Source organism: Bifidobacterium sp. LH_419 (assembly GCF_056356955.1).
Genome location: NZ_JBKEVG010000001.1, coordinates 501387 through 520744, shown reverse-complemented (window position 1 = coordinate 520744; position 19358 = coordinate 501387). Strand labels below are relative to the sequence as shown.

Sequence of the window (19358 nt, the reverse complement as noted above, 5' to 3'; positions counted from 1 at the left end):
GCTACCAGGGTTTGGTGGTCTGGGTCTTGGCGGTGTCCTTCTTGGTCCCGTCGTCGTTCTTCGTGGTCGAATCCGACGGCGTGGACTGCTGGTTCGCCTTGAGCAGCTCCTCGACCTGCCGTTTCTGCTTGGCGGTGAGTCCGCCGCCCTTCTTCGCGTTCCTCGACGCGCCGGCGCCGGTTCCCGAGCCGGCCGCCGCCGTGTCCGACGTGGATTCGCCCTTCAGCTTGGCGACCTCCTTGACGGTGCGGCTCGTGAGCTTCCTCGACACCTGTCGGTTCTGGCTGATCGACTGCCTCACCGAGGGGAACAGCAGGAACGACAGCGCGCCGGCGTCGTCGAACTGGGCGTCGGTCTGCTGCTGCCCCGCGCTCAACGCGTCGAGGTCCACGTCGGACTTGCCGGCCGTCTTCAGGTTCTCGTTCAACGCGGCGGTCGCCTCGTTGTAGCGCATGACCGCCACGAGGTTCACGCCGGCCACGCCCGCCGCGCACAGGGCTAGCACGGCCAGCACGGCGAGCAGCACGCGCACGCCCATCGGCGCGCGCGCCGCCGGTCTGGGATCCCCGGCGTCCTGCGCCCGTTCACGTGCCTTCACGCTCATATGAGCCTCCTTGACAGTGCGAACTGCGCGCCCGCCTCCCAAGCGAGCAGCAGCGCGACGGCGATGGCGACCGGCCAGACGACCGGCGTCACCCTCGTGCGCTCCTTGCGCGTGTTCGTCATCTTCCACTTGTTGCTGGTCTTCGACGACTTCGCCGTGGCCATCGTGTCCGTGGCGTCCACCTTCGCGTAGGTGCCGCCCATCTCGTCGGCGATGTCCTTGAGATTGCCCTCGTCCATCTTCGACACGCCCGGCTGGCCGGTGTCCGGATCGGTGACCCACTCCTGGGAGTCGGCGTCGCCGTCCGCGGACACGCCGTCCGCGATCTTCGGGATGTTGCCGCCCTCCGTGGAGCCGACGCCCACGGTGAACGAGTCGTCGAGGTAGCTGCGCAGCGAGGAGAACGTGCGTCGCGCCTTCGACGAGGTCTGCTCGCCGTCGGTGATCACGTACAGCACGACCGCATCATCCGGATGTTGGTCGCGGATCTGCTTCAGCGTGGTGACCAGCTGGTCGAGCGGCGCGTCCAGCGACGATCCGGACGACACGCTCGTCGCCTCCGGCGCGAGCGTGTTCGCCCAGCTGCGGATCGCCGGCGCGTCGGGCGTCAACGGCACGTCGAGCGTGCCGGACGCGCCGAAGCGCAACGCGGCGAAACTGGAGTCCGCGTACATCGTCGTCAGGTCGTCGACCGCCCTGTGCGCCGCCTCCAGACGCGTGATCGCCTCGTCGGAGCCGTAATGCGCGTCCGTGACGGCCATCGAGCCGGTCACGTCGACGGCGACCACCACGTCCGTCGCGTTCACGGCGCGCGACGTGGTCGACGAGACCATGGACGGGGTGAGCACGGCGAATCCCGTGAGCAGGCAGATGAGCGCGCGCCGCACGCAGGAGGCGAGCGTCTCGTCGCCGGCCGCGTGCCGCGCGTGACGCACGACGCCGACGACGGCGAACGCGAGCATCGCCAGCGCGATCGCGCCGCCGACCGGCCATCCGAACGCGGGGGAGAGCGTCCATACCGAATTCATCGCCTCAACCTCCAGACCACGAGCAGCCACAACGCGACCACGACGGCCAACGCCGCCTCGAACCATACGGGATCGTCCACCAGCGCCGCCTGGTTCGCGCTGCGGCTCTTCGCCGAACGCCGCTCGTCGATGTCGCGCACCAGCTCGTCGACGCTCGCGCCGTTCGACTGCGTGAGAAACACGCCGCCATGCGATTCGATCAGGTCCTTCATCCGCGTGGTCGTCTCCTCGCCTTCGCTCTGGCTGGGACCGGAGAACAGGCCGTCCACCGTGATCTTCGCGCTCTTCGTCAGGTCCAGCGCCTGCTCGAGCGTGTACGTCGGCGTGCCGGACACCACGTTGTCGGTGGCGAGCACAATCGACGCGGCGCGCGTGCGCGAGACGTCGGAGTCGTCGGACGAGGACGAGCCGTAGGCGAATCCGGGCAGCATCGCCGCGCAGGAGACCACGCCGTCGCCGATCAGCGACGTCGTGTCCTTGCGGTTCTGCGTGCCCTCCAGCCAGTCGGCGATCCGCTGGTAGTCGGCATCGCTCATCTTGTCGATGTCGTCCTGCGATTCGACGCCCTTCAACGCCTTCGACGCGGCGTCGAGCTGCTCGGCGACCAGATCGTAGTCGTCGGTCAGCGGGAACACGGTGCGCGAGGTCGAGTTGAAGATGCTCATGCCGATGCGCTCGCCCTCGAAATGGCCCACCAGATCGCGGTACGTGTCGATCACCTGGCGGTCATAGGGCAGCGTCGAGCCGGACACGTCGAGGCACAGGACGATGTCGCGGCTCGACGAACGCTCCTCGCTCACGTCCACCGTCGCCGGACGCGCGACCATCGCAATCGCGACGGCGAGCGCGATGACGACGAGCGCGGCGGCGCACCGGTTCAGACGGCGCCACCTGCGGAACAGCGTCGAGGCGCGTTCCGTGTTGAGGTCGTCGTCCAGCGTGAACACGCGGATCGTGTCCATCCGATGCCGGCGCGACGACAGCGCGACGATCAGGATGACGATCGCGGCCGCGGCGAGCGCGCCGGCGAGCGCGGCCCACGGCCATTGCCATGACAGCTGCATCAGCGTCCCCACCTTTCCACGAGATTCGACACCCACCCGGCAGCCTCCTCGACGTTCGCCTCGCGGGCGCGCGCGTTGACTGCGGCGTCGGCGAATTCGGGCGGGTAGAGCGCGGCGATCGTCATGCGCAGCAGGTCCAGCCCGCCGCGCACGGACGGGTCGCGCGGCTCGGTGCGGATGTCCGTCAGCGTATGCGCGGTCAGGTCGCGGCCCGTCGATTCGGAGGCGAAGTCGCGTGCGATCGCCGCCAGTTCGGCGAACGCGTCCTCACGGTCGAGTTCGCCGGCCGCGTGCCGGGACACCACGTCGTCGATGCGCGCGCGCCACGCCGCCTTGTCGCCGGCGGCGCTGTGCGCGCCGCGCGGGCGCGACTTGGCGCGGGTCCTCCTCGGTCGGGAGAGCAGCGCCACGCATACGACGAGCGCGGCGGCGATCAGCAGGAACGCCGCCAGCATGGCGATGAACGGCCCGGTCATGTCGATCTGGCCCGCGGGCGTCAGGTCGTCCGATTTCACCGCGAGCGTCACGCGGGAGACGGCTCCCGCCGCGTTCAGCAGATGATCCGCGCTCATGCGGCACCTCCCATCGGGGCGAGGCCGGCCGGGGCGCGCAGATGGTTCGCCGTGTTGCCCGCCAGCGCGCGGGAGACGAGGCGGACGAACGCGTCGAACATGGCCTCGCTGGATGCGGCGCGGATCATGTGGCCGTCCGCGCGCCTGAGTTCGCGCTCCAGGGCGGCGGCCATGTAGGCGCGGTGCGTGTCCACCTCGGCCGCGGCGCGCGCGTCGGCGAGGAACGCGGGCAGACGCCGCGATCCCATGCCGTCGAGCACGCCCACCGTGCGGGCCGCGGAGAACGGGTTCACGGTGGCCACGTCGATGAGGACGATCGGATGCGTGCGCGCCACCTGGCGCAGCGCCTTCAGCTGGCCCTCGGCCAGCGCGTGCTCGTCGGTGGCGAGCACGATCAGCGCGTGGGGGTCCTTGATGCGTCTCGCATAGGCGAGCAGGGCGTCGATGTTGCGCGGATGGTCCCAGCCGCGGTCCAGCGACTCGTCGAGCGTGCGCTCGAACTGGGCGAACCCGCCGTTGAACGGCAGACGGGTGATGCTGGCCGCGTCGGAGAGCACCAGCGACAGGTCGTCGGAACGGCGCAGCGACAGGGCCGCGAACATGCGCAGCGCGTTCGCCGCCACTTCGAAGGCGCGTTCGCCCGACTCGCAGGCCCCGGTCATCTCGCGGCCCACGTCCAGCAGCATCCATACGCGCGAGGTCACCTGACGCTCGCGGCGGACCACCATCGGACGGCCCTGGCGGGCGCTCGTCTTCCATTCGATCAGACGCGCCTCGTCGCCGGGCTCGTAGGCGCGCACGTCCATCAGCTCGTCGGAGCCGCCCGGACGCCGCGACGCATGCTCGCCCTCGATCACGCCCAGCGCCTTGCGCACGGTGGGCAGGCTCAGCCGCGTGCCCAACGCCTCAATCCTGGCCCTGATCGGATCGTCGGTTCGCGTGCCGATCATGGAACGGGGACCGCCTTGACGATGCGGTCGACGACCTGGTCGGCGGTCACGCCGTCCGCCAGCGCCTCGAACGTGAGCACGATGCGGTGGCGCATCACCTCGTGCGCCACCGACTTCACGTCCTCCGGGACCACGTAGTCGCGTCCCTTGAGCAGCGCGTTCGCCTGGCCGATGCGCGTCAGGGCGATCGAGGCGCGCGGCGAGGCCCCCAGCCTCACCAGCGAGCCCAGTCCCTGGATCGGGTGCGTGCCGGCGCCGCGCGACGTGGCCGCCAGATCGACCGCATACCGCATGATCGCGTCGGAGACGTGCACGCGACGGGCCGCCGCGCGCAGGAACTCCACGTCGCGGATCGACACCTGGTCGGCCGGCAGCTGCGCCGGATCGAACACGTCGGAGCCGCGGCGGGTGAGCAGCGCCAGCATGCGGCGCTCCTCGTCGGCCGTCGGATAGGTCATCACGGCCTTCATCATGAAACGGTCCATCTGGGCTTCGGGCAGCGTGAACGTGCCCTCCTCCTCGACCGGGTTCTGCGTGGCGATCACCATGAACGGCTTCGGCAGGGCGATGCGCTCGCCGCCGATCGTCGTCGCGCCCTCGGCCATCGCCTCGAGCATCGCCGACTGGGTCTTCGCGTTCGAACGGTTGATCTCGTCGAGCAGCACGAAGTTCGCGTGGATCGGGCCGATCTGCGTGGTGAAGCGCTGCGAGGCGAAGTCGAACACCTGGGTGCCCACCAGATCGGAGGGCATGAGGTCGGGCGTGCACTGCACGCGCTTGAACGTGCCCGACACGGAGGTCGCGAGCGTCTGCGCGGCCGTCGTCTTGGCCAGGCCCGGCACCGATTCGATGAGGATGTGGCCGCCCGCCACCAGGGTGAGGATCAACGATTCACGCAGATTGTCCTGTCCGACGAGCGTCTGGGCGAAGCGCGCGCGGATGCGGTCGGCCAGCGCCGCCGCCCGCTTCACGTCGTCCGCGGCGATCGCGCTCGCGGCCGTGGGCGCCGGCGCGGGGACCCGCATGCCGGCGGGTTGAGGGGGCATCTGTGGATTCGGAGGGAAAATTGCCATGCGTTCCACTCTAACCACGTGCGATGACCGCGCATCCTGACAATCGGCTGGATGCGCGGCCGTCGGCGGTCAGGCGAGACGCCAGTCGATCGGGTCGGCCCCCATGGCCGTGAGCGCCTGGTTGGCGCGCGAGAACGGATGAGAACCGAAGAAGCCGCGCGAGGCGGACAGCGGGGAGGGGTGCGGGGACTTGATGATGACCGCGTTGGTGAGCAGCGGCTCGAGCGTCTGCGCGTTGCGGCCCCACAGGATCGCGACAAGCGGACGCGGCTTGCCGGTCTCCGGGTCGACGCGGGCGTTCAGCGCGCGGATGGCCGCCTCGGTGACCTCCTCCCAGCCTTTGCCCTGATGCGAGTTCGGCCTGCCGACGCCCACGGTCAGGCACCTGTTGAGCAGCAGGACGCCGCGTTCCGTCCACGGCGTCAGGTCGCCGTTGGACGGCATGGGCACGCCGAGGTCGTCGGTCATCTCCTTATATATATTGGCCAGGCTCTTCGGCAGGGGGCGGACGTCCGGCGCCACGCAGAAGCTCAGGCCCACCGGGTGGCCGGGCGTGGGGTACGGGTCCTGTCCGACGATCAGCACCTTGATCGAATCGAACGGGATCGTGAACGCCCGCAGGATGTTGTGCGCGGCCGGCAGCCAGTGCCGTCCGGCGCGGTTCTCCTCGCGCAGGAAGTCGCCCATGCGGTGGATCGTGGGCTCGACGTCGGCCAGAGCCGCCGCCCAGCCGGGTTCGACGAGTTCGCTCAGCGGTTTGATTTCGCTCATGGCTTCACACTCTACCCGCATCCCGCCTCGCGCCGCGGCCATGTGCGCATGGCGTGGGCATGACACGGTGGGGCGTTCCGTTCGGGCGGTCATGCCGTTACACTCGGTGGGTAGTGTGACGAATGGAGGACAAGGCACCATGGCGAAAAGCGAGAAGGACCAGGCCGATTCCTACGAACCGGACGCGTTCGACAATCCGCCGAAGGGACCGGCGGGCATGCACCGTGGCGTGCGCTCGGCCGCGGCGCGGTTCGCGCCGTTCGTCGTGGTCGTCCTGGTGTCGGCGCTGTGCGGCGTCGGCGCGTGGGGCGTCTTCTCCGGCGAGTTCGGCAAGGTGAGGATGCCGTGGTCGCAGACCTCCTCCTCGTCCGCCTCGTCGTCTTCGTCCTCCTCTTCGGCCGCGGCCGCGGCAAAGAAGAAGGCCGCCGCCGCCAAGAAGAAGGCGGCCGAGGAGGCGGCGGCGAAGAAGGCCGCCGAGGAGAAGAAGGCCGCCGAGGAGGCGGCCGCGGCCGACCAGCAGGCGCAGGCCGACCAGCAGGCGCAGCAGCAGGCCGCCCAGCCCGACAAGACCAAGGGCGTGACCGTCATCAACGGCACCGGCGTCTCGGGCTACGCCGCCACCAAGCAGTCGGTGCTCGCCTCCGCCGGATACACGAACGTCGTCGCGTCCAATCCGACCGGCACCCTGCCGTCCGCCACCGTGGTGTGGTACGAGTCCGACGCGGACAAGGCCACCGCGGACGACGTGGCCTCCACGCTCGGCATCACGAACGTGCAGCAGGCCAGCGGCCTCGGCGGTTCGATCGTCGTCGTACTGATGAGCTGACCGGATCGTGGACGCGGTTCCGCCCCCGTCGGGTCCTCGTCCATGTTCCGTTCCATTTTTCCGGCCGCCTTGTTGTCGTTGACATGGGTCGCGTCTATACTGTCCCTTTAGTCGCGAGGCGGGGGGAGCGCGGTGTTGTAGTTCTTTATTCCCTCCGTGTCGGGAGAGATTACAGCTCACACAGCTAAGGGAAGTGCAACATGGCGCAAGGAACCGTAAAGTTTTTCAGTAATGGCAAGGGGTACGGCTTCATCACACCGGACGGTGGCGGTGACGACGTGTTCGTCCATTATTCCGTGATCTCGGGCGAGGGATTCAAGACCCTCGATGAAGGCGACAAGGTCGAATACGAGGCCGAGAAGGGCCCGAAAGGCATGCAGGCCACCAAAGTCACCAAATTGTGAACGACACGATGTGGCTTTCGTGACATCGCCCACCATGAGATCCCTAGGTTCGTGAGGTTGAGGATTCGGACCCCTCAGGTTTGCCCCGGTCGGTATGACGGGGCTTTTTTCATGCCCGGACGGGCCGACGGGGCCGCCGGTCAAGCCGAAAGCGCAATCGCATGGAAGCGTGTTGGCACTCGACGGGGTGGAGTGCTAATCTCATGGTTAGCACTCGGAGGTCGGGAGTGATAACCGGTGGCTGACGGCCGGCGGTCACGGATGGCCATACGGGTGGATATCGGTACACCAGCCATTTGGAGGATGAACACAACCATGGCAAAGATCATTGCGTATGATGAGGATGCCCGTCAGGGTATGCTGGAGGGCCTCGACAAGCTCGCCAACACCGTGAAGGTCACGCTGGGCCCGAAGGGCCGCAACGTCGTGCTCGACAAGACCTACGGCGCGCCGACCATCACCAACGACGGCGTCTCCATCGCCAAGGAGATCGACCTTGAGGATCCGTACGAGCGCATCGGCGCCGAGCTGGTCAAGGAAGTCGCCAAGAAGACCGACGACGTCGCGGGCGACGGCACCACCACCGCCACCGTGCTGGCCCAGTCCCTCGTGCATGAGGGCCTGAAGAACGTGGTCGCCGGCTCCAACCCGATCGCGCTGCGCCGTGGCATCGAGAAGGCCTCCGACGTCATCGTCAAGGAGCTCATCGCCGCCGCCAAGGACGTCGAGACCAAGGACCAGATCGCCGCGACCGCCACCATCTCCGCCGCCGATCCGGAAGTCGGCGAGAAGATCGCCGAGGCCCTGGACAAGGTCGGCCAGGACGGCGTCGTCACCGTCGAGGACAACAACCGCTTCGGCCTGGACCTCGAGTTCACCGAGGGCATGCGCTTCGACAAGGGCTACATCGCCCCGTACTTCGTCACCAACGCCGACGACCAGACCGCCGTGCTCGAGGATCCGTACATCCTGCTGACTTCCGGCAAGGTGTCCAGCCAGCAGGACGTCGTCCACGTGGCCGAGCTGGTCATGAAGACCGGCAAGCCGCTGCTGATCATCGCCGAGGACGTCGACGGCGAGGCGCTGCCGACCCTCATCCTCAACAACATCCGCGGCACCTTCAAGTCCTGCGCCGTCAAGGCCCCGGGCTTCGGCGACCGCCGCAAGGCCATGCTCCAGGACATGGCCATCCTGACCGGCGCCCAGGTCGTCTCCGACGAGCTCGGCCTCAAGCTCGACTCCGTCGACGTCTCCGTGCTCGGCCACGCCAAGAAGGTCATCGTCTCCAAGGACGAGACCACCATCGTCCAGGGTGCCGGCTCCAAGGAGGACATCGACGCCCGCGTGGCCCAGATCCGCGCCGAGATCGAGAACACCGACTCCGACTACGACCGCGAGAAGCTGCAGGAGCGTCTCGCCAAGCTGGCCGGCGGCGTCGCCGTCATCAAGGTCGGCGCGGCCACCGAGGTCGAGGCCAAGGAGCGCAAGCACCGCATCGAGGACGCCGTGCGCAACGCGAAGGCCGCCATCGAGGAAGGCCTGCTGCCCGGCGGTGGCGTGGCCCTCGTCCAGGCCGCCAAGAAGGCCGAGTCCGATGAGGCCGTCACCTCGCTGACCGGCGAGGAGGCCACCGGCGCCGCCATCGTGTTCCGCGCCATCGAGGCCCCGATCAAGCAGATCGCCGAGAACGCCGGCGTCTCCGGCGACGTCGTGATCAACAAGGTCCGCTCCCTGCCGGACGGCGAGGGCTTCAACGCCGCCACCGACACCTACGAGGACCTGCTGGCCGCCGGCGTCACCGACCCGGTCAAGGTGACCCGTTCCGCCCTGCAGAACGCCGCCTCCATCGCCGGCCTGTTCCTGACCACCGAGGCCGTCGTCGCCAACAAGCCGGAGCCGAAGCCGGCCGCCCCGGCCGCCGGCGCCGACATGGGCTACTGATCGGAAGGCCGATCGGTTCCATCAGGTGACTGATTGAAGGGACCCGAGCGCATGGTTCGCCCATGTGCCCGGGTCCCTTCGTCGTATGCCTGCCAAGGTCACTGCGCGAAGAGGCGCGTGGCCTGGGATTCGGTCTCCGCGTAGAGCGTGGAGGCCTGCATCAGGGTGTTCTGGATTGACTCCAGCGACGTCTCCATCTGCTGCTGGGCGGCGCGCCACTGCTCGGCCACCGAGGTGAACTGCGTGGCCGCCGAGCCGCGCCAGGCGTCCTGCAGCGCGTTGAGGTTCGCGTACATGCCGGCGACGGCCTGCCTGATCTGGCTCACCGAGGCCTGCACGGCCGCGCTCGAAGCTTGGATCCTCTCGGAATCCACCTGGTATTGGGGCATCGTTGTCTCCTTTGCTTGCCGGGGATTGATTGTCTGTTGGCGCAACCGGTCGCTAAGGTGGAGTCTATGATGTCTGCACGAATGAGGAACGAGAAAACGGCCCCTGTGGTCGGAGCCCCCTGTGACGGCGTGTCGCCGATGGTGAAACGGCTTGTCTGCCTGCTTGCGGCGCTGATGTGCGCGATGTGGATAACCCCCGCGGCGCTCGCCGCGGACGCCCCCACCACCACCAACGACATCACCGACACGCAGAACCTGCTCGGCAAGAACGAATCGGCCGTGTCCGACGCGATGAAGCGCACCGAGCAGGAGACCGGCGTGCACGTGCGCCTCCTCTACATCGACACCTTCGGCACCAGCGACAAGTCCGCATGGGCGTCGACGGTGCTGGAATCCACCGACCCCGAGCCGAACACGGTGCTGCTCGCCGTGGCCTCCGGCGACGGCAGCCTCGTCGTATGCGTCTCCAAGAACTCCGACGAATGGCTCAACAACCAGAAGACCATCGATGCGCTGAGCGACGCCGCGATGAAGCCGCTCACCAAACAGGGGGCGCAGGACTGGCCGGGGTCGGCCACCGCCATGATGGACGAGATCAGGCAGCAGAAGCAGACCTCCACGAACACCGGCACGATGAAGATCGGCGTCATCGTCATGGGACTCGTGCTCGTCGTGCTGGTCGGCGTCATCGTCGTCACCGTGATCGTGCGCCGCCGCCGCGAGATCGGCAAGGACGCCGCGGCCGGGGAATCCGGGAAGACCGGGGAATCCGGGAAGACCGAGGGGAGTGCCGAGGAAGCGGAGTCCTCCGCTCCGATGCCGGAACCGACACCGACGACGGAACCGACACCGACGACGGAACCGGCTCCCGGACCGGCGGCCGGGGAGACCGCGGCATCCACGGCATCCGCGGCGCCCGAGGCGCCTGCGGAGGCGGAACGCCCGATGACGCGGCGCGAACTGCGTGAGGCGCGCAAGCGCAAGCGCGGCCTGTTCGGCCGCTGAACCCGCCCGGCCGCGCCCGGCATACCGCGGACGCGTCAGCAATCCACAGAGGCCTTTCAGGAAACCTACAGAGAAGCGGGTCATGCTGGGAGCCATGAGCAAGCCCATTGAAGCATCGATCGTCGTCGTGGACGACGAGCCGTCCATCCGTGAACTGCTGGTCGCCTCCCTGCATTTCGCCGGGTTCGAGGTGAACACCGCCGCCTCCGGTTCCGAGGCCATCGAGGTCATCGAGAAGGTCGAGCCCGACCTCATCGTGCTCGACGTCATGCTGCCGGACATCGACGGGTTCACCGTGACCCGCCGCATCCGGCAGGAGGGCATCGACGCGCCCGTGCTGTTCCTCACCGCGCGCGACGACACGCAGGACAAGGTCATGGGCCTGACCGTCGGCGGTGACGACTACGTGACCAAGCCGTTCAGCCTCGAGGAGGTCGTCGCCCGCATCCGCGCCATCCTGCGCCGCACGCGCGAGCAGGTGGAGGACGATCCGATCATCCGCGTCGGCGACCTCGAGATCAACGAGGACTCCCACGACGTGACCCGCGCCGGCCAGACCGTGGACCTGAGCCCCACCGAATACAAGCTGCTGCGCTACCTCATGGACAACGCCGGACGCGTGCTGTCCAAGGCGCAGATCCTCGACCACGTGTGGCAGTACGACTGGGGCGGCGACGCGGCCATCGTCGAAAGCTACATCTCCTACCTGCGCAAGAAGGTCGACGGCGTCATGGTCGAAGGCGAGGACGGCGAGAAGCACAAGGTCACGCCGCTCATCGAGACCAAGCGCGGCATCGGCTACATGATCCGCGAACCGAAGTCATGATCGTGCAGCCGCAGTTCCCGCCGAAGAACGGATCCGGCCCCGCCATGCCGCGCGCCGCCCTCCTGAAGCCGCCGAAGGCCACGGGATGGCGGCGCGTGCCGCGCTTCTTCCTCGACCATCTCGACCGCGTCTCGCTGAGCGCCAAGCTCGTCGCCTGCACGCTCGTCGTGCTCATCGTCGGCACGGTCGGCATCTCCGCGTCCATCCGTCAGCTGGTCAGCAGCTACCTGCTCGAGAAGACCGACTCGCAGATCACCTCCCAGCGCGAACTCGTGATGCGCGGCAGCTCGCTGCTCACGGACTCCGACCTGAAGAACTACGGCCTCAACACCTACTTCCTCCAGATCCGCCACGCCAAGGACGGCAAACTCACCGGGCAGATCGACACGCGCCTGTACCCGATACTCGAGGACAGCGTCGTGACCATCCCCGACCTGCCGTCCAACGACGAAATCACCGACGACATGCTCGGTCAGCCGTACACCACCGGCGCCATCGTCACCACCGTCGCGCGCATGAACGCCGCCTCCTCGTCGGGCTCATCGGGTTCATCCGGCGGCACGTCGTCGTCCGACTCCTCCGGCGCGGCATCCGACGGGACGTCGTCCGGCGCCGACGGGGCCGATGGATCCAACGGCTCCAACGGCAATGCCGGCGACAGTCCGTCCGAAACGGGCGGCGCCCCCGGCGGCCCCGCCGTCGTGACGTCCACGCCCAGCAGCAAGACCCTCGACCAGGCCGCCGCGCCGTGGCGCGTCGCCGCATACCAGTGGTACGGCCTCGACGGCAGCTACCGGGGCATCGTGTTCATCGGACTGTCGCTGTCCGATCAGATCGACATCATCGACACGCTCACCAAATACTGCGCGATCGTCGGCATCGCCATCGTGCTGCTCGGCGGCTCGCTCGCCGCGCTCATCATCCAGCGCACGCTCGATCCGCTCAAGCGCATCGAGAAGACCGCCGCGAAGATCGCCGCCGGAGACCTCACCCAGCGCGTGCCATGGGCGCCCGAGAACACGGAGCTCGGCTCGCTCGCCGTCTCGCTCAACACGATGCTCGCGCGCATCGAGAAAAGCTTCCACGAACAGGAGCAGACGACGGCGAAGATGAAACGCTTCGTCTCCGACGCCAGCCATGAGCTCAGGACCCCGCTCGCCGCCATCCACGGCTACGCCGAGCTGTACACGATGCAGCGCGGCATGCCGGGCGCGCTGGAACGCGCCGACGAATCCATCGCCCACATCGAGAAATCCAGCCAGCGCATGACCGTGCTCGTCGAGGACCTGCTCTCCCTCGCCCGCCTCGACGAGGGGCGCGGCATCGACATGACGCAGACCGTCTCGCTCACCGGCGTGGTCGCCGACGCGCTCGACGACCTGCACGCGCTCGACCCCGAACGCGAGGTGACGCGCGGCTCCGTCGCGTACACGCCCGCCGCCGATCTGGACCATCCGTCCGCGCTCGCCATTGAGGCCGGCGACATGACGCCGGTCACGCTCACCGGCGACGCCTCGCGTCTGCGCCAGGTGGTGACGAACATCGTCGGCAACATCCACCGCTACACGCCGGCCGACTCGCCGGCGCGCGTCGGACTCGGCGTCATGCCCGCCTCGATCACGCCGGACGCACTCGCCATGCTGCCCTCGACGGACGAGTCGATGCGCCGCTTCCTCGACGCGGTCGAAGTGGGACGTTCGATGCACACCGGCACGAACTACGCGGTGCTGCGGTTCGAGGACCACGGCCCCGGCGTGCCCGAGGAGTCGCGCGCGCAGATCTTCGAACGGTTCTACACCGCCGATCCGTCCCGCGCCCGCGAGAAGGGCGGCACCGGCCTCGGCCTCGCCATCGCGCAGTCCGTCGTCAAGGCGCATCGTGGGCTCATCTGCGCCACGCCCACCGAAGGCGGCGGCCTCACGTTCACCATCGTCCTGCCGGTGGGTCCGGTCACGGCCGCCGGCGCGGGTCCCGTGGCCGCGGATCCGGACGGCGCGGCCGCGGGGAAGGCCCCGCGAGGATCGAAGTCCAAGGACAGGCCGGCCAAGGCGAAGCGCGGCTCCTGGTTCTCCCGTTGACCGTTCCGCCGCGCTCCCTCCCCGCCCTACGCCGAGAGCGTGTGGCGGGGGAGTGCGGTAGAATGAATCGGCTTAACGATTGGAGACAAGGAAAGCGAGAGTGTACGATGCCCACCGGTCGAGTTCGTTGGTTCGATGCCGCCAAGGGGTATGGCTTCATCACCAGTGATGAAGGCGGGGACGTGTTCCTGCCCGCGGCCGCGCTGCCCACCGGAGCCACCACGCTGCGCAAGGGCGCGAAGGTCGAGTATTCCGTCGTCGAAGGACGCAAGGGTCCCCAGGCGATGGGCGTGACCCCGATCGCCTCGACGCCGTCGCTCGTGAAGGCCACCCGTCCGAAGCCGGACGACATGGCCGCCATCTGCGAGGACCTCATCAAGATGCTCGACGCCGCCGGCAACACGCTGCGCCGGCACCGTTATCCCTCCGCGGCGGAAAGCCGCAAACTCGCCACGCTGCTGCGCGCCGTGGCCGATAATTTCGATGTGGAGGACTGAGACCGTTCCATGACCGATACCACGCAGACCCCCGAACAGGACGCGACGCCGCAGGACACGCCCGCCGCGCCGCGCATCGACCCGCGCGAGCTGGCGCGGTCCGTCGCGATCGCCGTCGCCGAGGAGCCCGAGCAGGTCGGCGACGTCGTTGAGACGCACGATCTGGGCGACGGCGTGACCGATTTCCGCGTCGCCGCGCACGTCAAAGGCTATGAGGGATGGCAGTGGTCGGTCACGCTGTACCACGACGAGGAGCTGGACCGGTGGACGGTCAACGAATCCTCGCTGATCCCCACCGACGACGCGCTGATGCCGCCGCCGTGGATCCCGTGGAAGGACCGTCTGGAACCGACCGATCTGGCCCCCACCGATTCGATCGGCACCGATCCGGACGATCCTCGTCTCGAGGACGGCTTCCGCAGGACCGAACCCGTGAAGGACGACGCCGAAGCGACCGCGGCGGATGCCGCCGAGACCGGCGCGGCCGGCGACGATACGGCCGGCGATGATGCGGATGCCGCGTCCGGATCCGCGCGGACCGATGCCGCCGACGGCTCCGGGACCGGTGAGACCGGCGCGGACGACTCGCGCGAGGACGTGGACGAGGCGGTCGAGGAGTTCGACCTGTCGCGTCGCCACGTGCTCTCCCCGCTCGGCCGGGCGCAGACCGCGAAACGCTGGTACGAGGGCCCGCGCGGCCCGAAGGCCATGTCCACGAAGACCGCGTCCGGCCACCTGTGCTCGACATGCGGCTTCTTCGTCCCGCTGAAGGGCGAACTGAACCTGCTGTTCGGCGTATGCGCGAACAAGTGGAGCCCGGACGACGGCCGCGTCGTCTCCCTCGACCACGGCTGCGGCGAACATTCGGAGATCGACCCGCCGGAGCCGAGCCGTCTGTGGGTGCAGTCGAAGCCCGCCTTCGACGACCTGCACATCGACATCATCGCGCAGAAGCCGCGCGAGGAGCGCGCCCAGGTCGAAATCCTCGAACAGGAGGAGGGCGACGCGGACGCCGGTCATCCGGATTCGGCCGGGGCCGCGGAGCCGGATGCCGCCGCGGACGGGTCCGCCGTCGACTCGATCGCGGCGGACGACGAGACCGCCGAGGCCACCGAACAGGACATCGAGGAGAACACCGAGATCGACGCGGACGCCCCCGAGATCGAGGAGAACACGGTCGAGGCCGACGCGCCGGAGCTCGAGGCGGTCGTCGAACTCGGCACCGACGGTGACGGCATCGACGAGAACGACGCCGACGAGGCCGGAGACGACGGTGATGGCTTGGACGAGACCGAAGCCGACGCCACGGACGGGACCACGGAATCCGCGACGGAGGAATCCGCCGAACCGGACGACGCGTCCGGGCAGGACGCGGACACCGCGGAGGACGAAGCCGAACACGGCGACGCCGACGACGCGCGGTGACGCGCCACGCGCCACACGCGCATCACGCACGAGGGGCGGGAAGCGAACGCATCGCTTCCCGCCCCTCGTCGTATCCCGCGGCACGGCCGCACCGCGGGGTACGCCCACGACCGGTCGTCAGTGGACCACGGTGACCGTGCACTCGGCGAAGTTCACGATCTGACGCGACACCGAGCCGAGGAAGTGCGCGTCCAGGCCGCTCAGGCCGCGCGAACCGACCACCAGATGGCTCGCGTACCGGGACGCGGCCACCAGACCCTTCGACGCGGTGATGTGGAAGGCGTGCGACTCGACCTCCACCCCCTCGGGGACGGGGGTGTCGGCCAGCAGGCCGGCGAGCAGCTCCTCGGCGCGACGCTGGCCCACCTCGATCGGCGCGACCGCGCGCTCGTAGCCGGGTACCACGCCCAGATCCTTCAACTGCCAGCAGAACAGCACGTGCAGCGGCGCGTCATGCACCTGCGCCTCGCGAATCGCGAACGCGAGCGCGCGGCGCGACGTGTCCGAACCGTCCACGCCGACGACCACCGGGCGGCGGGACTCCTCGACCACGCCCTCGCTCGGCACGTAGTGCACGGTCTCCTTGACGGGGGAGAGGGCGTTCGCGATGTCGTCGGTCACCGACTCGTCCTCGCCGCCGGCGACGCGCACCACCGTGACCGGCACCTCGGCCGCCTCCGCGAGCGACGCGGACAGCGACCCCATGAACCAGCGGGCCACACGGCCCAGCGAACGGCGCCCCACGACGATCTGCTGCGCGTCGCGGCCGATCTGGAGCAGCGCCGTCGTGCCGGACGCCTTCACCGACGTGAGCTTGAGACGCTCGGGATCGAAGTCGATGCCGGCGCACGCCTCGTCCACCCATTCGTGCAGCTGGGCGGCGATGTCGCGGCGCACCTTCGCCCACGCCTCCTCGCTGTCCGGCTCGGCGCCCATGTCCCACGAATGCGTCCAGCCGAACACCGCGTTCACGCGCTGCCCGGTCAGGGACGCCTCGCGCAGCGCCCATTTGAGCGCCGCGAACGACTCGTCGGAACCATCCACGCCGACGACGATGTCGGCCGTCGAATCATACGGGAAATCGAATGTGGTCATCATGAACCTCCCTTGGTCATCACGTAAAGGACATCCACCAAGTCCCAGCATATCGCCTTCCATACGTCCTGAGCGGAAATACGGGACGGAACGGGGCAAACGTCACCGCGAATCGCTAAAGTGAGGGGCAGTGTCAATTGAGGAAGGACAATAATGTTCGAACGGTTCACAGACCGTGCGCGGCGCGTGATCGTGTTGGCGCAGGAGGAGGCACGCTCCCTCCAGCACAACTACATCGGCACCGAACACCTCCTGCTCGGACTGATCCGCGAAGGTGAGGGCGTGGCCGCCAAGGCGCTCGCCGCGAAGGGCGTGGAGCTCGACGCCACCCGCAAGCAGGTCGAGGAGATGATCGGCAAGGGCAACGCGACGTCCAACGGCCACATACCCTTCACCACGCACGCCAAGCAGGTGCTCGAACTGAGCCTGCGCGAGGCGCTGCAGCTCGGCCACAGCTACATCGGCACCGAGCACATCCTGCTGGGTCTCATCCGCGAGGGCGAAGGCGTGGGCACGCAGGTGCTCATCAAGATGGACGTCGACCTGGGGGAGCTGCGCTCCACCACCATCGACATGATCCGCGGCAACTCCGGCGACGGCAAGGGCAAGGGCGATCTGGCGAACGCCGGCGGCGTGGCCGACAAGGCCAACAAGTCCGGTTCGGCGATCCTCGACCAGTTCGGCCGCAACCTCACGGCCGAGGCCGCCGAGGGCAAGCTCGACCCGGTCATCGGCCGCTCCAAGGAAATCGAGCGCGTCATGGTCGTGCTCTCCCGCCGCACCAAGAACAACCCGGTGCTGATCGGCGAGCCCGGCGTCGGCAAGACCGCCGTCGTCGAGGGCCTGGCGCAGAAGATCCAGGAAGGCGACGTGCCGGAGACCCTCAAGGGCAAGCAGGTCTACTCGCTGGACCTCGGCTCGATGGTGGCCGGCTCGCGCTACCGCGGCGACTTCGAGGAGCGTCTCAAGAAGGTGCTCAAGGAGATCAAGACCCGCGGCGACATCGTGCTGTTCATCGACGAGATCCACACGATCGTCGGCGCCGGTTCGGCCGACGGCGCGCTCGGCGCGTCCGACATGCTCAAGCCGATGCTCGCGCGCGGCGAACTGCAGACCATCGGCGCGACCACGACCGACGAGTACCGCAAGTACATCGAGAAGGACGCGGCCCTCGAACGCCGCTTCCAGCCGATCCAGGTGCACGAGCCGACGATCGCCGAGACCATCGAGATCCTGAAGGGCCTGCGCTCGCGCTACGAGAACCACCACAAGGTGACCATCACCGACGGCGCGCTCCAGTCCGCCGCCGAGCTGTCGGCCCGCTACATCCAGGACCGCAACCTGCCCGACAAGGCCATCGACCTGATCGACGAGGCCGGCGCGCGCCTGCGCATCAAGCGCCTGACCACGCCGCCGGAGCTGAAGGAGCTCGACCAGAAGGTCGCGAAGCTCTCCGCCGAGAAGGAGCAGGCCGTCAAGGACCAGGACTTCGAGAAGGCCGCCTCCCTGAGGGACGACCTCGAGAAGATGCAGGCCGAGCTCAAGGAGAAGCAGAAGGCCTGGCACGAGGGCGAGTCCGACGTGAAGATGGTCGTGGACGAGGACGTGATCGCCGAGGTCATCTCCTCCACCACCGGCATCCCCGTGTTCAAGCTCACGCAGGCCGAGTCCAAGAAGCTCCTCAACATGGAGAAGGAGCTGCACAAGCGCATCATCGGCCAGGACGAGGCGGTCTCCGCGCTGTCCCGTTCCATCCGCCGCACGCGCGTCGGTCTCAAGGACCCGAAGCGCCCGTCCGGCTCGTTCATCTTCGCCGGCCCCACCGGCGTCGGCAAGACCGAGCTGGCCAAGACGCTTGCCGAGTTCCTGTTCGACGACGAGGACGCGCTCATCCGCGTCGACATGTCCGAGTTCTCCGAGAAGTACGCCGCCTCGCGCCTGTTCGGCGCGCCCCCGGGGTACGTCGGCTACGAGGAGGGCGGCGAGCTCACCGAGAAGGTGCGCCGCAAGCCGTTCTCCGTCGTGCTGTTCGACGAGATCGAGAAGGCCCACCCGGACATCTTCAACACGCTGCTGCAGGTGCTCGACGACGGCCATCTGACCGACGGCCAGGGCCGCAAGGTGGACTTCAAGAACACGATCATCATCCTGACCACCAACCTGGGCACGCGCGACATCGCGAAGGCCGCCAACACGGGCTTCAACCTGGGCTCGAACACCGAGTCCAGCTACCAGCGCATGAAGGAGCAGGTGAGCGCCGAACTCAAGCAGCAGTTCCGCCCCGAGTTCCTCAACCGCCTGGACGACATCATCGTGTTCAAGCAGCTCACCGAGCCGCAGGTGCGCCAGATCGTCGACCTCGACGTCAAGCAGCTCAACGACCGCCTGTTCGACCGCCACATGTCGCTCGAACTCACCGACGCCGCGAAGGACCTGCTCGCGCAGAAGGGCTTCGACCCGCTGCTCGGCGCCCGTCCGCTGCGCCGCGTGATCCAGCGCGACATCGAGGACGCGATCTCCGAGAAGATCCTCATGGGCGAGCTCAAGGACGGCCAGCGCGTGGTCGTCGACGCGGAGGGCGAAGGCATCCTCGGCGAGTTCACGTTCAAGGGCGAGGACTTCGAGGAGCCGAAGACCGACGCGGAAGGCGGGTCCGGCGAAGGCGGTGAGCCCGAGTTGGTCGGCGCCGACGCGGCCCCGGTCGCGGGCGACGCCTCCGGCGACGCGGAGTGACGCTCCGTCCGTAGCAACGTGAAAGGGCTTCGGTTCCAGCTGGAACCGAAGCCCTTCGTCGTATGTCATGCATGGTC

The 19358-nt window shown here is 68.3% G+C and carries 18 protein-coding genes; 9 read left to right on the top strand and 9 right to left on the bottom strand.

What is annotated here, in order from left to right; all coding sequences use genetic code 11:
• Position 1: 1 nt before the first annotated feature.
• From AC1AYX_RS02435 to AC1AYX_RS02405, 7 genes are all read right to left on the bottom strand, one after another.
• Positions 2 to 604 (bottom strand): DUF6466 family protein, encoded by a 603-nt coding sequence (locus AC1AYX_RS02435; protein ID WP_476501990.1) that lies wholly within the window; start codon positions 602 to 604, stop codon positions 2 to 4.
• Positions 601 to 1632, bottom strand: a complete 1032-nt coding sequence (locus AC1AYX_RS02430) for a VWA domain-containing protein (RefSeq protein ID WP_476501989.1) — start codon at positions 1630 to 1632, stop codon at positions 601 to 603. Before AC1AYX_RS02430 ends, AC1AYX_RS02435 begins: the two co-directional genes overlap by 4 nt.
• On the bottom strand, positions 1629 to 2696 hold the full coding sequence (locus tag AC1AYX_RS02425) for a VWA domain-containing protein (RefSeq protein WP_476501988.1): 1068 nt from the start codon (positions 2694 to 2696) through the stop codon (positions 1629 to 1631). The genes AC1AYX_RS02430 and AC1AYX_RS02425 overlap by 4 nt, the downstream gene beginning before the upstream one ends.
• On the bottom strand, positions 2696 to 3268 hold the full coding sequence (locus AC1AYX_RS02420; protein WP_476501987.1) for a hypothetical protein: 573 nt from the start codon (positions 3266 to 3268) through the stop codon (positions 2696 to 2698). The genes AC1AYX_RS02425 and AC1AYX_RS02420 overlap by 1 nt, the downstream gene beginning before the upstream one ends.
• Positions 3265 to 4218 (bottom strand): DUF58 domain-containing protein, encoded by a 954-nt coding sequence (locus tag AC1AYX_RS02415; protein WP_476501986.1) that lies wholly within the window; start codon positions 4216 to 4218, stop codon positions 3265 to 3267. The genes AC1AYX_RS02420 and AC1AYX_RS02415 overlap by 4 nt, the downstream gene beginning before the upstream one ends.
• A complete protein-coding gene (locus AC1AYX_RS02410; RefSeq protein ID WP_476501985.1) occupies positions 4215 to 5291 on the bottom strand; it encodes an AAA family ATPase in 1077 nt (358 codons plus the stop codon). The genes AC1AYX_RS02415 and AC1AYX_RS02410 overlap by 4 nt, the downstream gene beginning before the upstream one ends.
• A gap of 69 nt (positions 5292 to 5360) precedes the next feature.
• Positions 5361 to 6062 carry a uracil-DNA glycosylase gene (locus AC1AYX_RS02405; RefSeq protein ID WP_476501984.1) on the bottom strand — a complete coding sequence of 234 codons (702 nt, stop codon included), beginning with the start codon at positions 6060 to 6062 and terminating at the stop codon, positions 5361 to 5363.
• Positions 6063 to 6201: 139 nt separating this feature from the next.
• On the opposite strand from AC1AYX_RS02405, the gene AC1AYX_RS02400 reads away from it, so the two are divergent.
• The 3 genes from AC1AYX_RS02400 to groL all read left to right on the top strand — a co-directional run bounded on the left by AC1AYX_RS02400 (position 6202) and on the right by groL (position 9233).
• Entirely contained in the window at positions 6202 to 6888 is a 687-nt protein-coding gene (locus AC1AYX_RS02400; RefSeq protein ID WP_476501983.1) for a LytR C-terminal domain-containing protein, read from the top strand.
• Positions 6889 to 7088: 200 nt separating this feature from the next.
• Positions 7089 to 7292: a cold-shock protein gene (locus tag AC1AYX_RS02395; protein WP_034529900.1), complete on the top strand. Its 204-nt coding sequence runs from the start codon at positions 7089 to 7091 to the stop codon at positions 7290 to 7292.
• A gap of 315 nt (positions 7293 to 7607) precedes the next feature.
• Complete coding sequence (gene groL / locus AC1AYX_RS02390) at positions 7608 to 9233, top strand: chaperonin GroEL (protein WP_476501982.1); 1626 nt, start codon at positions 7608 to 7610, stop codon at positions 9231 to 9233.
• A gap of 98 nt (positions 9234 to 9331) precedes the next feature.
• On the opposite strand, the gene AC1AYX_RS02385 is transcribed toward groL, so the two are convergent.
• Entirely contained in the window at positions 9332 to 9622 is a 291-nt protein-coding gene (locus tag AC1AYX_RS02385; protein ID WP_476501981.1) for a WXG100 family type VII secretion target, read from the bottom strand.
• A gap of 138 nt (positions 9623 to 9760) precedes the next feature.
• Between AC1AYX_RS02385 and AC1AYX_RS02380 the strand changes: the two genes are divergently transcribed.
• The 5 genes from AC1AYX_RS02380 (at position 9761) to AC1AYX_RS02360 (ending at position 15453) form a co-directional block, all read left to right on the top strand.
• Positions 9761 to 10627, top strand: a complete 867-nt coding sequence (locus AC1AYX_RS02380; RefSeq protein ID WP_476501980.1) for a TPM domain-containing protein — start codon at positions 9761 to 9763, stop codon at positions 10625 to 10627.
• 94 nt (positions 10628 to 10721) lie between these two features.
• Positions 10722 to 11453: a response regulator transcription factor gene (locus AC1AYX_RS02375; RefSeq protein WP_476501979.1), complete on the top strand. Its 732-nt coding sequence runs from the start codon at positions 10722 to 10724 to the stop codon at positions 11451 to 11453.
• A 275-nt stretch (positions 11454 to 11728) separates the two neighbouring features.
• A complete protein-coding gene (locus AC1AYX_RS02370; protein WP_476502042.1) occupies positions 11729 to 13531 on the top strand; it encodes a sensor histidine kinase in 1803 nt (600 codons plus the stop codon).
• Positions 13532 to 13638: 107 nt separating this feature from the next.
• Entirely contained in the window at positions 13639 to 14028 is a 390-nt protein-coding gene (locus AC1AYX_RS02365; RefSeq protein ID WP_476501978.1) for a cold-shock protein, read from the top strand.
• Positions 14029 to 14037: 9 nt separating this feature from the next.
• Complete coding sequence (locus AC1AYX_RS02360; protein WP_476501977.1) at positions 14038 to 15453, top strand: DUF3027 domain-containing protein; 1416 nt, start codon at positions 14038 to 14040, stop codon at positions 15451 to 15453.
• 117 nt (positions 15454 to 15570) lie between these two features.
• On the opposite strand, the gene AC1AYX_RS02355 is transcribed toward AC1AYX_RS02360, so the two are convergent.
• A complete protein-coding gene (locus AC1AYX_RS02355; protein WP_476501976.1) occupies positions 15571 to 16551 on the bottom strand; it encodes a universal stress protein in 981 nt (326 codons plus the stop codon).
• 150 nt (positions 16552 to 16701) lie between these two features.
• Between AC1AYX_RS02355 and AC1AYX_RS02350 the strand changes: the two genes are divergently transcribed.
• Positions 16702 to 19281, top strand: coding sequence for an ATP-dependent Clp protease ATP-binding subunit (locus AC1AYX_RS02350; protein WP_476501975.1), 2580 nt, complete (start codon positions 16702 to 16704; stop codon positions 19279 to 19281).
• Positions 19282 to 19358 lie beyond the last annotated feature (77 nt).